This window comes from Streptomyces sp. DvalAA-14 (assembly GCF_900091855.1).
Classification (GTDB): Bacteria; Actinomycetota; Actinomycetes; order Streptomycetales; family Streptomycetaceae; genus Actinacidiphila.
In genome coordinates this window covers 1-13,836 of sequence record NZ_FMCH01000413.1, presented here as the reverse complement: position 1 = coordinate 13,836, position 13,836 = coordinate 1, and the positions used below count along the sequence as shown (strand labels likewise).

Here is a 13,836-nt window from a genome sequence, read left to right as displayed (position 1 = left end):
CCGATGAGCACACCCCCCGGCGGGAAACGCCGCCGGCCCTCGCCCATGGAACGCCAGCAGAACAGAGCCGGTCTGGCGTTCGTCACGCCGACCCTGCTCGTGGTCCTGGTGATCGTCATCCTGCCGATCGCCTGGACCGTGCTGCTCGCCTTCCAGCAGGCCAAACTGATCGATCTGCAGGGCATGGGCCTGTTCGGCCACTGGACCTGGCGCAACTTCGACCAGGTCTTCACCGCCCCGGGCTTCTGGAGCTCACTGTGGACGACGCTGGTCTACACGATCGGCGGCACCGTCGGGTCGATCGTGCTCGGCCTGATCGCCGCGCTCGCCCTGCGCCGTCCGTTCCGCGGCCGCGGACTGGTCCGCAGCACCATGCTGCTTCCCTACGTGGCCCCGGTCGTCGCGGTCACCTTCGTCTGGGAGACCGCGCTCAGCCCGCAGACCGGCATCATCAACAACTGGGGAGCGCATGTCCTGGGTTGGCACAAGCCCATCGCGTTCCTGTCCACCAGCTCCTACCCGGTGGACCTGCTGGGCGTCCACGTCCATCTGCCGCTGGCCCTGATGACCGTGGTGGCCTTCGAGATCTGGCGCTACTTCCCGTTCGCCTTCCTGTTCCTGCTGGCACGGCTGCAAGCCGTGCCAGCAGGAATCGAGGAGGCGGCCACGGTCGACGGCGCCACGCTGACCCAGCGCTTCCGCCACATCCTGCTGCCGCAGCTCATGCCGGTGATCGCGCTGCTGTCGGTGCTGCGGTTCATCATGACGTTCAACAAGTTCGACGACATCTACCTGCTCACCGGCGGGAACTCCGGCACCGAAGTGGTCTCGGTCCGGGTCTACAACTTCCTCACCGCCAGCTACGACGTCGGCGCCGCGGCCGCCCAGGCCCTGGTCCTGGCCGTCATCCTCGTCGTGCTGCTCGGCGTCTACTTCGCATTTTTCGCCAAGCGTGTCCAGGAGGAAGACGCATGAGCCGGGCACAGTTCGAGGACCGCCTGTTCGGCGGCCTGCGGTACGTCGTGATCGCCGCCCTGCTGATAGCCACCGTGTTCCCCTTCTACTACATGGTGATGCTGTCCTTCCGGCCCACCGGCCAACTGCTCCTGCACCCGGGCTCGTTGTGGATCGACGCGCACGACCTGACACTCAGTACGTACAAGACCATCCTGGAGCCGACCTCCAAGGGCGGCCAGGGACTGCTGGGGATGCTGCGCAACTCCGCCTTGGTCTCGCTCGGCACCGTGGTGCTGACACTGGCCGCGTCCATACCCGGCGCGTGGGCGATCAGCCGGCTGAAGTTCATCGGCAGCCGCCAGATCAGCGCCATGTTCCTGGCCGTGTACCTGTTCCCGGCAACGCTGCTCGCGGTGCCGCTGTTCGTGATGTTTGCCCGCATCGGGCTGCAGGGAAGCCTGGTGGGCCTGGCGGTGGTCTACATCGCGCAGACCGTGCCGGTGTCGATCTACATGCTGAAGAACTACTTCTCCACCGTCCCGGTGAGCATCGAGGAGGCCGCCGCACTCGACGGCTGCTCGCGGCTGCAGATCCTGCGCCGCGTCGTACTGCCGCTGGCCGCACCGTCGTTGATGGCCACCGGACTGTACGTCTTCATGATCGCCTGGAACGAGTTCCTGTTCGCACTGTTGTTCCTGGCCGCGACCCCGTCCAAGTGGACGGTCTCGCTGGGACTTTCGCAGATGAACAACGCGATCGAGGTGCCGACGACGGTCCTCATGGCAGGTTCGGTCGTCCTGACCATCCCCGTGATAATCCTGTTCTACGTCGCGGAGCGGTTCCTCACCGAGGGCCTGACCACCGGCGCGGACAAGAGCTGAACCCATGAGGAGGCCGGACTCGATGGCATCGCCCCGGAGTACCGCCGGACATCTGCTGAACCTGGTCCGCACCGGACAGGCCGGCACCCGGGGCGAACTGCAGGCGCTCACCGGACTGTCCCGCTCCACTGTGGGCCATCGGCTGGACCGGCTCTTCGCGGCCGGCTGGCTGGCCGAGACCCCGGGGCAGTTGTCCACCGGCGGACGGCCATCGGTACGGCTGACGTTCGACCCCGGTCACGCCGTGGTGCTGGCCGCCGATCTGGACACCACCCACGGGCACGTCGCCGTCCTCGACCTCGCCGGCACCGTCCTGGCCGAGCAGCGCGGCGTGCTGCGGGTGGCCGACGGTCCGCAGCAGGTGCTGGACCGGCTCGCCGCCTGGTTCGCCGAGCTGCTGGCGCGCACCGGCCGGCCCGCCGCGTCGGTGTGCGGCGTCGGACTCTCGGTGCCCGGCCCGGTCGAGTTCGAGTCCGGTCTGGTCATCCGGCCGCCGATCATGCCGGGCTGGGACGGCTACCCGATCCGGGACAGACTCCGGCAGACGCTGGCCGAACGGGCCGGCACCGGCCCGCGGCTGCCGGTGCTGATCGACAACGACGCCAACTTGATGGCGCTGGGCGAACAGCGCGCGGGCTGGCCGGACTGCTCGACCTTCGTCCTGGTCAAGGTCTCGACCGGTATCGGCGCCGGCGTCGTCATCGATGGCGAGGTCTTCCGCGGCGTGGACGGCGGCGCGGGCGACCTCGGCCACATCCGGCTGCACGACCGTCCCGATGCCCGCTGCATGTGCGGTTCCTACGGCTGTCTGGCCGCCGTGGCCAGCGGCCGGGCGGTGGCCGGGCAGCTCGCGGCGCTCGGTGTCGCCGCCGACTCGGGCACCGATGTCCGCGCCCACCTGGACGACGGCCAGCCCGACGCGGTACGGCTGGCCCGCGAGGCGGGCCAGCGCTGCGGCGAGGTGCTGGCCACGGCCGTCACCCTGCTCAACCCAGGGGTGCTGATGATCGCCGGGGACCTCGCCGAGACCCACTTCCTCACCGGTATCCGGGAACTGCTCTACCAGCGCGCCCTGCCGCGCTCCACCCGCAGCCTGCAGGTGGTCACCGCCCGGCTCGGCGACCGGGCCGCCCTCGCCGGGGCCACCGCCATGGTGGTCGAGCACCTCTACGCGCCCGAGCAGGCCGACGCGCGGCTGGGCGAAGCGGCCGGCGAACCCATTTCCCACTGAGGCCCCGTCCGGCTCCCGACAGGAGTACCACCCGTGTCATCCGCATTCCCTTCCCCTGCTGATCCGGCAGCTGATCCGGCTGCTGATCCGGCTGCTGATCCGGCGTCCCCCGCCCCGGTCCGGGTCGGCCTGATCGGCGCCGGTCCCTGGGCCCGGGACATGCACGCCCCCATGCTGGCCGCCGGACCCGAGACCACCCTGACAGCGGTCTGGGCCCGGCGGCCTGACGCCGCGGCCACGCTCGCCCGCGCGCACCGCGCGGTCGTGGCCGACTCTCCCGAGGAGCTGTTCGACCGGTGCGAGGCGGTGGCCTTCGCCGTGCCGCCCGCCGTCCAGGCGCAGCTCGCGGTACGCGCCGCGCAGGCCGGAAAGGCTCTGCTGCTGGACAAGCCTCTGGGCGCCGATCTCGCCGGGGCCCGCGCGGTGGCCGAGGCCGTCGCCGCGTACGGAGTGGTCTCGCAGATGGTGCTGACCAAGCGCTATCACCCTGCCACCCGTGACTTCCTGGCCGCCGCCCGCCGCATCGAGGTGACCGGCGCCCGTTCCTGCTACCTGCACGGCGCTTTTCTCGGCGGGGAGATGGCCACCGGCTGGCGTTTGACCGAGGGAGCGCTGCTGGACCTCGGACCCCATCTGCTGGACCTGCTCGACACCGCTGTCGGCCCGATCGCCGCGCTGCGCGCCACCGGTGATCCGCGCCGCTGGGTCGAGCTGACCTGCGAGCACGAGAACGGCGCGGTCAGCCAGGCGTCACTGTCCGGCGCGGTCCGGCTGCCCCGGGCCCGCACCCGCGTCGAACTGCTCGGTCCCGCCCAGGAGCTGACCTGGGACAGCGAGGGGGCGAGCCACCGGGAGAGCTGGCCACTGCTCCGGGCCGAGTTCGCGGCAGCGGTCCGCTCGGGCGTGCCCGGCCCGCTGGACGCCGCACGCGGGCTCCGCCTGCAGGAACTCATCGCCGCGGCCGGCCGGTTTCTTCCCTGACCCCGATGCCGTATCCGGAGCGGTGTGTCCGCCGGGCAGGACGCGCCGGGCGACGGCAAGCACGCGCAGACCCGCGGCCGCGTAGCACCACCACGTCGCCGGCGGTTTCGTCGACCGTCGACATGCGCTTGAGGCGGGCGTCGAATGGAAGACGGTCCGGCGTGCGGACGCAACGCTGCGAGGTGGTCCCTCCTACGCCGAGCTCCGATGCCGGCCGCAGGAGGGCGAGTTCCGTGGGGCCGCCGGTGGCGCCGGTGCCGCCGGGCTGGTTCTCGACCGGTGCTTCGGCGGTCGTGCACGCGGCGGTGCTTGCTGCCAGCAGCTCGGCACGGCGATCGCCCTTTTGCCCGGGCGGCGTCCAGTTCGGCGCCGGGCAGCCACATCCGGGTGACCCGCATCCGGTTCTCGGTGACCGTCCCCGTCTTGTCGGTACATGGGATGATCGGTCCGGAGGCTTGATCGTTGCCGAGCCTGCTGGCTAGGCTCGTCGTGATGACTGCGTCCGGACCCGTTGCCTGGCCACCTGCCCCGATCAGGACCGAGCGGCTCGTGCTCCGCGCGTCCGAGGCCCGGGACCGTGCGGCGTTTGTCGAGTTGTTCGCCTCGCCGGAGGTGGGCACCTATATCGGTGGCCCCCGTCCGCGTGATGAGCTTGAGCGCGCGGTGCCCGCCGTGCCCGGGCGGCGCCCTGGCTGTTTTGTGGTCGATCTCGATGGGGCGATGATCGGCATGACCACGTTGGATCGGCGCGACGCACAGCGTCCGGGCCACGTCCGTCCGGAAGCCGGGGAGGCCGAACTCGGCTACCTATTCCTGCCGGCGGCGTGGGGCCGCGGATACGCCGCCGAGGCGTGCGCGGCGGCGCTCGGCTGGTACGCCGACGCGCTGGCCGGCGAGCCGGTGGTGCTCTGCACGCAGACCGTCAACGGCCGCGCGATGCGCCTCGCGGCGAAGCTGGGGTTCACCGAGGTGGAGCGGTTCGAGGAGTACGGCGCCGAGCAGTGGTTCGGGGTGTGGTCCCCGGTCATGCCGTCCCGTTGAGCCGACGGACAACCATCGGGCACGCCGGTGCCGCGCGTGCACCTACTGTCGTGCGGCGACCCACTGACCGGCCAGGCGCCGCAGAAGCTGCTCGGCCGAGTCGTCGGGGTGGAATTCCCGCAGGATTTGTGCGAGACGCAGGGCATGGGCCACCTGGGGGCCGGGGGAGAGCTCAAGGGCCTCCATGACGTCCGAGGCGGAGACGATCAGGGCGCCGCTCGTGTCGGCGAGCAGGGCCCACTCGGCGCGCAGCCGGATCTCACGGTCGAAGTCGGCGTCGTGCCCCAGTTTTTCGAGGGCCTTCGCCCACCGCACCCGGTACCTGGAATGGATGCTGTCCAGCTTCTGCTCGTTGAGCCGCTGCAGCCCCAGGTCTCCCGCCGCCTCCTGAAGGCTCTGCCGGTAGCGGGGATAGTCCTGACGCTCCAGGGCGGCACGCCACTGCAACACCAGCGTGGACTTCTCCGGACTGCGCTCGACGGACTTGGCTATGGCCAGCATGAAGTGGGCATAGGCCTCGTTCTGTTCGAGCAGCCTGGCCAAGCAGTGATGCCATTCGAAGGCGGACTGCGGCACGACGGACCCGCAGGCCCGCTCGAACCACTCGTTGCACACCCGCTCGGTCTCCTCGCCCTCGGAGACCGAGGCGTCCATGTGATGGACCAGGAACGCGCGTAACCGGCGCATCGTGTCCGCGAAGTCCTTCTCGGGCGGCGTATGTCCCAGGGCCGCGGCCTGTTCGTAGAGCCACCTGCTGGACGCCGCCCAGGCTTCCGAGTACCACGCCCGCATCCAGATCGTGGCGAAGTAGAAGGCGGTCTGCGGGTGGGTGAAGTCCGGTGGAGGCAGGCTGACGTCCGCGCCCGCTGGACGCTTCAAGAGGTGGCGGGCCAGCCGGTCGAGATTCCGATGGATGCGGGAGATGCGATTCCAGGCGACTTCGGGTGCGGCCGGCGGCGTGGGCTGCGCCGTAGTCACCGTGCACCTCGTACGTCGCTCTGCTGCTGGGCGGCCGGCCCCAGGAGAGTGGGCCCGCGACGCTCGCCGGGTTCCCGAGGGGGCTCCAGCCGCGGACCGATCATGTTGAACGAGATGTAGGCGTCCAGCGTCCTGCCTTCGACGGCCTGGTCGGGTCCGAAGCCGGACGGGTCGAAGGGGAGCTCCCGCTGGTACCCCTCCACCCAGCAGCGACCGCCGTGGAAGTCCGTGTCGACCCGGAGGACCCGGGCCCGGAAGACGCGAGGAGCGCCGTCCTCCCAACTCGACAGGTAGACGTTGATCACGCGGCGGCGATCCCGCTGTTCCAGTGAGAGCCGGTCGAGGTCCCGGAACGCCTCCATCGCCCGGTCGGTGCTGCCCAGGTGGAAGAGCGCCAGGGCTCGCATGAAGTGGACCCTGAGCGAAGGCATCGCGTTGTAGGTCGAGGCGAGTTCCGTGAGTTCGAGGCATTCCCGCCAGGCAGCCTGATCCAGCGGCAGGGTCTGGCGCTCACCGGAGAGGAAGCGCTCACCGGTTCGCGCGAACCACAGCAGGTCGACGGCCAGGCGCGCGCAGCGTTCGTCCTGCAGTCGGAGGGGATTGCGCCTGAGATGATCCAGCGCCTGCTGCACACCCTCCTGACGGGGTTCGTTGTTGAGGAAGCCACTGACTTTCAGGGCATAGAGGAAGGCCGCCAGCGGCTCGTCGTACGCCTCCAGCTTTTTCAACTGCTGCTCGGCCAGGAAATGGTCGCGGGCAAGCGAGGCGATTTCCACGAACTTGCTGTGGTAGAGGCCGGCTTGTCCGGGCTCCAGCGTCTCCGGGTCGATGACGGTCAGGGCGCTCAGGCAGTCACCGACCAAGGTGGCCGCGGCCTCGTCGGACAGGGCTCCCGCTTTGAACGTGTCGCGAGTCGCCCAGCAGAGCACGTCCACCGGGTAGTAGTTGGTTGCTTCGCACTCCAGAGCCGACTGGACGCTTCGTTTGAGCTCCCGGAGCTCGCCCGAGATGTACTCCTCGCTCGGCAGCGGCTGAGGGACGCCGCCGTCGGGTCCGGAGTGGAGCAGCTCGTACAGTTGTGAGCCGCGGACGCTGGCCTGCTCGACGTAGAGGTTCATACGGATGTCCCGTCGGTGACCCAGGTCCTCCGCTTCCCGCAGAGCCTCGTCCACGGCCTCCTGCGCCGCCTCCAGGGCGCGGCGTCGCAGGGCGACGTCCGGCCCCTGTCGGCGCTGGTCCCACACCGCCCACTCACGCCGCATGTTCACTTCTTTGTGGGTCAGCCGTGCATAAATCACCGGGTTGGAGACCAGCATTCTCAGCTTGGCGATGGAATCAGCGATCGGCAGGTACTGGGCGGCGTACTTCCGCTGTTCCCGGTTCTTCTGCGGGCCGATCGCGGTGAGAAGCGCCATGACGAACTCGATTTCCGGGCCACCGTTACGGGCTCGGGAGTCGGCCCTGACCAGCTGGATCACTTCGGCTATCTGATCCGCCTCCCGCTCCTCCCCCCACCTGCGGGAGTTGGTCAGCAGGGTCGCCTCCAACTGGTTGCGCCCCCCGAGGGTGTAATTGTCCTGTTCGTCCTCGTCCCAGCGGATGATGTCTATGCCACTCAGCAGGTCCGGAAGATTCCGGACACCGTCGCGGCCGATGGTGCGCAGGGCGAGTTCGAGTGGCGTGCGCAGGCCGTGGCTGTGAATCAGCAGGATCAAGCTGAGGAGACGCTCGTACGGGTCGTCCTGCCAGGCGGCGGTGCTCTCCTCCGCGGCACCCGCACGCGCGTCCAGGCCGTGCAGCAGGCCGGCCTCCTCCAGCGCCGCCGCCATGATGGTGGGCGGTTCGTAATGGATCGATGTACGGGCGGCATGGCCGAGACGCTCCTCGGAGCGCCTCAGTTCGAGGACCAAGCCGCGCGACAGCGGGGCGTGCGCGTCGGGCAGCAGGCGGTACAGAGCCGACAGGAAGGACCGATCGTGGGCCACGATCGATTCGTCCGCGCCCTTGAGGACGATGCCGAAGTCCGCCAGGTAGCGGGTGAATCGGTCAAGCTCCTTTCCGGCGATGGTGGCCGGTGCCTCGACGAAATCCTTGCCCCTCCGATATCGCAGGGCCGTCCGCACGGGTTTGTCGGCCCGACCGCGCTTTCTCCCGCCACCGTCGCCGAACTGGTCCGCATCCCAGTAGCAACTGCCGACCATGACCACCTTGCGGCCCCGGCTGCGCAGATAGTCGAAGAGCCGCTGGTATTCATCAGGTTCCAACATGCCGTCCCACACGATCAGCGTGTTTGCTCCTGACTTTTCCTCCGCCCACAGACAGAAGTCATCGAGGGCTTGAAACTCCGGGCGGGTCGACTTGCGCGGGATGTGGACGACGACGCGCCTCCCGCTCCGGGCGGTTTGGAAGGCCAGCCGGGCCAGAGCGACGCTCTTCCCCGTCCCTGACTGACCGACGACCAGGAGCGGCCCCTGCCGTTCGGGGGATGTCGCGGCATCCTCCACCAAGTCCGCCAGGATCTTCTCGAAGTTGCGCTGGAAGGGAAGGTCGCGGGCATGGGCCCACCAGGTCGGCGAGCCGTCGCTCGCACCGAGGAACTCGCGGAACTTCTGGAAGCGCCGATGCTTGGACTCAGCCGGCGGATCGTCGAGGAGGTCCACGTCCACCGGGCGGGCGTACGGCAGAATCCGCTGCCAGCGACTCCGGTCGATGGGCAGGCGCCGCTCGCCGACGCGGACCGCGTGTGTCGAGGTGGTGGTCGAGCCGCTGTCGCTCAAACGACCAGTGCTGCGCGCCTCCTCCACCAAGGACGCGAAGGTCTCCCGATGCGGGACAAGCACTTTCAGATGTATCGCCTCACGTACGAACTCGTCCGCGAGGATGTCGTCGGTCGTGGAGAACAGGTGCACCTGGTTCGGAACCGCGTCGCAGATCTGGCTGTACAGCGTCTCCGGGTCGAGCCAGTCGTTGAGCGACCAGCCTTCCACCACCAGCAGACCCCGCGGGGTCAGTCCGTCCGTAATGATCCGCGACAGAGCCTCAGCCGCAAGCGCTCTGCGTCGCGACAGCTCCATCTTCGTCGCGGGCGGCTTCTCATCGACCGGCTGGTCAACGCCTCCGAAGAGCATGAGCGCCTGGACGTCGGCCTTGTCGCGGGACAGGCGCGTTCGGTCGCGCTGGGGCACCGTCTCCTGGACCGTCCTCCAGTCCTGTTGGAGACCCAGCCGCCACGAGGGATCGATGGCCGAGGAGACCACGCCGTTCCAAGGGAACTCCAGTGTGGTCTTCAATGACGGCGGCAGTACCAGTGCCCGTCCGGCGTCGCTGATCGCCTTGGCCGCTGCCTCCCGGTTGTCGGGAGCGGCGCCAAGAAGCGCCTTGTAGGCGGTCTCGGGCAAGCTGTCCATGCCCAGTGACCTGGCCAGCGGCCCCACCAGGGGGTCGTGTCCCGTTTCGATGGACAGATAGCTCTGCCCCAGGAGCAAGAAGGACGGACCCCGGTCCAGCCGCTCGAACAACGCCTGCTTCCCCACCGACATGACGTCTCCAGGTGACTGACCCGCCGGCCGCCACAAATGGACGGCGGGTCGTCAATTGTGCTCTGGGGCGGTGGCTTTCGCACCGATTTCGCTGAACTGGCGCGGCCGGCAGTGCCATGGCGCCCGCCGGGTCACCGGAGGACTTCGTCAGGGCAGGGGACCGGCTGGCCCCGGGCGTGGCCGTCCTCGCTCTTCTGCTGGGCCCGGCCCGCCTCGGCCGGCGACGGGTCGGTGATGCGTCGGCCGCGCGGGTGATAGAACGGGCCCAGTCGGGGGTCCGGGTGCGGCTCGGCGGGCGGACTTCGCTGCTGGGAAGGGGTGTGGCGCCATCACTGAGCGACTGGGTGAGGGTCCTGGGTTCGGGGAGGTGCTGCGCGGCCACCGGCGGGCGGCGCGCCTGACGTTGGAGCAGTTGGGCGAGGCGTCGGGGGTCAGCGCGCGGACGCTGTCGGACATGGAGCGCGGGCGCAGCAGAGGGCCGCAGCAGCGGACGGTGACGGCGTTGGCCGACGCGCTGTCGCTCGACGGGGATGCCCGAACGCGGCTGATCGAGCTGGCGCGTGAGGGCAGGCTGCGGGATCACTGGACGCGTCCGGGCGGCTCGCGCGGTCCGAGTAGCCCTGGCGAACCGAGCGGACCGAGTGGCCCCGGCGGTCCGAGTGGCCTGAGCGGCCCGAGCGGACTGTGCGAACTGCCGCGTACGATCCCGGACTTCACCGGCCGCGCCGCCGAACTGCTCTGGATGAGCGAACTCGTGTACGCGGAGAGCTCGCCCGGCGTCGGTGTGGTGGGTGTGGTCACCGGCTCGGCGGGGCTGGGGAAGACGTCGTTCGCCGTCCGCGCCGCCCATTCCGTACGGCCGAGTTTTCCCGGCGGGGTCTTCTTCCTCGATCTGTTCGGCATGTCCCAACAGCCGCTGGCTCCCGACGACGCCCTGCGGTCGCTGCTGCGCGCGCTGGGTGTCCCGGACCGCCGCATCCCCGACGACACCTGCGAACGCGCCTGGCTGTACCGGTCGTCGCTGCGGGACAAGCGGGTCCTGGTGGTCCTCGACAATGCCGCGTCGGAGGAGCAGGTGCGCCCGCTGCTGCCGGGCGGCGGCGCCGGGCGCGCGGTGATCACCACCCGGCGGCTGCTGGCGGGTCTGGAGGGGGTGCGCAGGCTCGTGCTCGGTCCGCTGCCGTTGCGGGAAGCCGCCGAACTGCTCACCGCGATCGTGGGCGAACGCGCGGCGTACGACGCGGAGTCGGACCTCGACCGGCTCGCCGAACTGTGCGGAGGTCTGCCGCTGGCGCTGCGGATCATCGGCAACCGGCTGGCCAGCCGGCCCGAGTGGGAGGCCGCCGAACTCGCCGGACGGCTGGCCGACGAGGAACGCCGACTGGCGCAGTTCAAGGCAGGCGACCTCAAGATCGCCAACGCGTTCGGCATGTCGTACGAGCAACTCGCGCCGCCCGCCCGGCAGTTGTTTCGGCGTCTGGCGGTGATCCCCGGCCAGGACTTCGACGCCGACCTGACGGCCGTCGCCGGCGGACTGCCGATCGAGGAGGCGTGGGACGCGCTCGACGACCTCGTGGACCTCGGCCTGCTGCTGGACGGCGCCGCCGGCCGCTACCGCTTCCACGACCTGGTCCGGTTGTTCGCCCGCGACCGCTTCCAGGCGGAGGAGACCCCGGCGGCGCGTGCGGAGGTCACGCGGCGGGCCACGTCATGGCTGCTGCGGACGGCCACGACGGCCGGGCGGTGGTTCGAACCCGGCTACGGCCGTCCCGAACACCCCGACCCCGACCTCGCCCCCCTGGCCTCGGCCGAGGAGGCCGAACGCTGGCTGCGCGCGTCGGTGGACAACTGGCTGGGCGCGCTGCGGCAGGCCGCCGCGAGCGGGCGGCACACCGCGGTCCTCGACTGCGCCGAGTCCATGCACTGGTTCTCCGACCGGTGGATCCACGGACGGCACTGGACCGAGGTGTTCAGGCTGGGCGCGCGGGCCGCCGCGGCCCTCGGCGACCCGGTGCAGCAGGCCGCCCAGCTCAACTACCTCGCCTGGGCCCACGGGCAGCCGCCCGCGGACCATGAAGCGTCCCTGCGGTTCGCCGCCGAGGCCATGTCCCTGGCCGTCCGCAGCGGCGCGACGGCGCAGATCGTATGGTCGCGCCTGTATGCCGCGAACGCGCTGCGCATGCTCGGGCGGCTGGAGGAGGCGACCGCGGCCGCGTCCCGGGCGGCCGAGATGTCCACGTCCCTGGGGGACGCGCATGTCCGCTACACGTGTGTCACCAATGTCGGCTTCTGCCTGCGGGACAGCGGGAAGCACGAGGAAGCGCTGGAGCAGTACCGCCTCGCGCTCGCGTTGGTGACCGACGAAAGCTCCGGGATCACGCCGGGCATCGCCGCGCACCTGCGGCCGCACTCGCTGTCGCACATCGGCCAGTGCCTGGCGCTGCTCGGCCGCCGCACCGAGGCGATCGCGGCGCTCACCCGGGCGACCGCCCTCATGGACGCGTTCGAGGCGAACTACCTGCAGGGGCGCGCCCTGGAAGGACTGGCCGCCCTGCTGGCCGAGGAGGGCGGCACCGAGGACAGCCGCCGTGCCTTCGCACGGGCGGCGGAGGTCTTCGCGTCCATCGGGGACGCCGAAGCGAGCACCCGCTGCCGGGCCGCGGCGACCGGCCCCTCCTGACCCGCGAGTCCTCGGCTCCGCGCCGCCCGTACCCCGGTGCCGCGCCGCGCTACCCGAGCAGTTCCGCGAGTACCGTGCAGGCCGCACCGATGGCGGCGAGCAGCAGGGAGAGGCGGACCAGGACGTACTTGCGCCAGGCGATCTGGGACATGGCGACGATCTGGCGGCTCAGTGAGGTGAGGGGATCGGCGTCGCGGAGGCGGGCGGCGAGCGCGTCCGGTTCCCACAGGCGCAGGTGGCCGAAGTAGGTGAAGTTGTCCGGCCAGTCCACGCGTACCCCGCCGCCCCGCATCCGCGGCGTGACCACCCCGATGGACAGCAGAGCGGCGGCGGCCAGCAGGACCAGCGCGGACCGGAGCAGCCAGATCCCCGGCGTGCTGCCGACGCCGAGGGGGGAGGCGGCGCCGCTGGAGAGGGCCGCGGTCGCGGCCAGCATGGCCGACTCGATGCTCAGCGCGAAGACGGCTTTGTTGTCCACTTTGCTGGTCCAGTCGGCGAGGGACGCGTGGATCCGCCACGCGGTGTCGACGGCCCGGCCGGGTCCCGCCGCCCCGTGCCCCCCGTCGGCTCGGTCGGCTCGGTCGGCTCGGGCAGCTGGGCCGGCCCTGTCGGCCCCATCCGTACCGGCTCCGGCTCCGGCCCCGCCCGTACCGGCTCCGCCCGGCCCCGCCGGCTCGTGGTCCGCGTCCGCGGTCGCTTCGTCGCGCATCAAGTCCCTTCCCCCCGACACCATGTGCTCGGCCCCCGTCCGCCCCCCAGGGTCCCCACCCTCCTTTAGCACGGTGACAGAAGAGATTGAGGGACTCTGCGTCAATTGACCCACAACGGCCGTTTTCTTTCTACGATGTGCTCGAACAGCGTCGGGGGAGGGCGAGGTCATATGACAGCCGAAGACCGTCTGCCGCCAGGACTGTCCGGGCCACCTGTGCCATTCGGACCGGAGGAACTGGTCGTGCTGCGCGCGGCCGGCCGAGTGCGGGCCTGGGAGCGGGGCGAGGTGCTGATCCGCCAGGGCGGCCACCCTGATTTCGTCATTCTGATCACCGACGGCCTGACAAAGGTCACCTCCGACTCCGACAACGGCTACACGAGCCTGCTGGCGCTGCGCGGCCCGGGCGAGTTGGTGGGGGAGCTGTCCTGCCTGGACGGGTCGCCGCGGTCGGCCACGGTGATCGCGATGGTCCGGGTCGACGGCGTCGTGGTGGCCGCCGAGACCTTCCGCCGTTTACTCGGCGAGCACGAGAAGTTGTCGGCCTCCGTGCTGTGCAGCGTGGTGGCGCGGCTGCGGGACTCCGACATCCTGCGGGCCGGGCACGGCGCGCACACCGCTCGGGTGCGGGTGGCCCGGGTGCTCGTCGAGCTGGCCAGGCGCTACGGGGTCGCCGAGCCGACCCCGCCGGGCGCCATCTCGGTGCACATGAACCAACTGGAACTGGCGGGCGCTTCGGCGACCTCGCGGGAGTCGGTGGTGCGGTGCCTGCGGACGATGCAGGACGAGGGCCTGGTGGAGACCTACCGGGGCCGGACCGTCGTCCTCGACCTGGCGCG

General features: G+C 70.5%; 11 protein-coding genes. 7 read left to right on the top strand and 4 right to left on the bottom strand.

Annotation, left to right across the window (positions count from 1 at the left end; translation table 11 throughout):
• The first annotated feature begins 3 nt into the window (after positions 1-3).
• The 4 genes from GA0115240_RS21655 to GA0115240_RS21640 all read left to right on the top strand — a co-directional run bounded on the left by GA0115240_RS21655 (position 4) and on the right by GA0115240_RS21640 (position 4,050).
• Complete coding sequence (locus GA0115240_RS21655; RefSeq protein ID WP_093738715.1) at positions 4-975, top strand: carbohydrate ABC transporter permease; 972 nt, start codon at positions 4-6, stop codon at positions 973-975.
• Positions 972-1,838: a carbohydrate ABC transporter permease gene (locus tag GA0115240_RS21650; RefSeq protein ID WP_093738713.1), complete on the top strand. Its 867-nt coding sequence runs from the start codon at positions 972-974 to the stop codon at positions 1,836-1,838. Before GA0115240_RS21655 ends, GA0115240_RS21650 begins: the two co-directional genes overlap by 4 nt.
• A gap of 22 nt (positions 1,839-1,860) precedes the next feature.
• Positions 1,861-3,069, top strand: a complete 1,209-nt coding sequence (locus tag GA0115240_RS21645) for an ROK family transcriptional regulator (protein WP_093738711.1) — start codon at positions 1,861-1,863, stop codon at positions 3,067-3,069.
• A gap of 129 nt (positions 3,070-3,198) precedes the next feature.
• Entirely contained in the window at positions 3,199-4,050 is an 852-nt protein-coding gene (locus GA0115240_RS21640; protein ID WP_272919922.1) for a Gfo/Idh/MocA family protein, read from the top strand.
• On the opposite strand, the gene GA0115240_RS39360 is transcribed toward GA0115240_RS21640, so the two are convergent.
• Entirely contained in the window at positions 4,019-4,369 is a 351-nt protein-coding gene (locus GA0115240_RS39360; RefSeq protein ID WP_370673359.1) for a hypothetical protein, read from the bottom strand. The two genes, GA0115240_RS21640 and GA0115240_RS39360, sit on opposite strands and share 32 nt — an antisense overlap.
• A gap of 173 nt (positions 4,370-4,542) precedes the next feature.
• Here GA0115240_RS39360 and GA0115240_RS21635 point away from each other — a divergent pair, with 173 nt between their 5' ends.
• Entirely contained in the window at positions 4,543-5,091 is a 549-nt protein-coding gene (locus GA0115240_RS21635; protein WP_093738858.1) for a GNAT family N-acetyltransferase, read from the top strand.
• Positions 5,092-5,133: 42 nt separating this feature from the next.
• Here the strand turns inward: GA0115240_RS21635 and GA0115240_RS21630 are convergent, their stop codons facing one another.
• Complete coding sequence (locus GA0115240_RS21630) at positions 5,134-6,069, bottom strand: hypothetical protein (protein WP_093738707.1); 936 nt, start codon at positions 6,067-6,069, stop codon at positions 5,134-5,136.
• On the bottom strand, positions 6,066-9,608 hold the full coding sequence (locus GA0115240_RS21625; RefSeq protein WP_093738705.1) for a P-loop NTPase: 3,543 nt from the start codon (positions 9,606-9,608) through the stop codon (positions 6,066-6,068). Before GA0115240_RS21625 ends, GA0115240_RS21630 begins: the two co-directional genes overlap by 4 nt.
• Positions 9,609-9,975: 367 nt before the next feature.
• Here GA0115240_RS21625 and GA0115240_RS21615 point away from each other — a divergent pair, with 367 nt between their 5' ends.
• Positions 9,976-12,288: an XRE family transcriptional regulator gene (locus GA0115240_RS21615; RefSeq protein WP_093738701.1), complete on the top strand. Its 2,313-nt coding sequence runs from the start codon at positions 9,976-9,978 to the stop codon at positions 12,286-12,288.
• A 49-nt stretch (positions 12,289-12,337) separates the two neighbouring features.
• Here the strand turns inward: GA0115240_RS21615 and GA0115240_RS35710 are convergent, their stop codons facing one another.
• Positions 12,338-12,766, bottom strand: coding sequence for a Pycsar system effector family protein (locus GA0115240_RS35710; RefSeq protein WP_141708921.1), 429 nt, complete (start codon positions 12,764-12,766; stop codon positions 12,338-12,340).
• A 447-nt stretch (positions 12,767-13,213) separates the two neighbouring features.
• On the opposite strand from GA0115240_RS35710, the gene GA0115240_RS21605 reads away from it, so the two are divergent.
• Positions 13,214-13,836 (top strand): Crp/Fnr family transcriptional regulator (locus GA0115240_RS21605; RefSeq protein ID WP_256069919.1); only part of this gene is annotated, 623 nt, incomplete at its 3' end.

What these genes read in the sequence shown, in the direction of transcription:
- GA0115240_RS21645 (WP_093738711.1), top strand. Translation starts at nt 1,861, where the DNA reads ATGGCATCGCCCCGGAGTACCGCCGGACATCTGCTGAACCTGGTCCGC.
- GA0115240_RS21625 (WP_093738705.1), bottom strand. Translation starts at nt 9,608, where the DNA reads ATGTCGGTGGGGAAGCAGGCGTTGTTCGAGCGGCTGGACCGGGGTCCG.
- GA0115240_RS21655 (WP_093738715.1), top strand. Translation starts at nt 4, where the DNA reads ATGAGCACACCCCCCGGCGGGAAACGCCGCCGGCCCTCGCCCATGGAA.
- GA0115240_RS21635 (WP_093738858.1), top strand. Translation starts at nt 4,543, where the DNA reads ATGACTGCGTCCGGACCCGTTGCCTGGCCACCTGCCCCGATCAGGACC.
- GA0115240_RS21650 (WP_093738713.1), top strand. Translation starts at nt 972, where the DNA reads ATGAGCCGGGCACAGTTCGAGGACCGCCTGTTCGGCGGCCTGCGGTAC.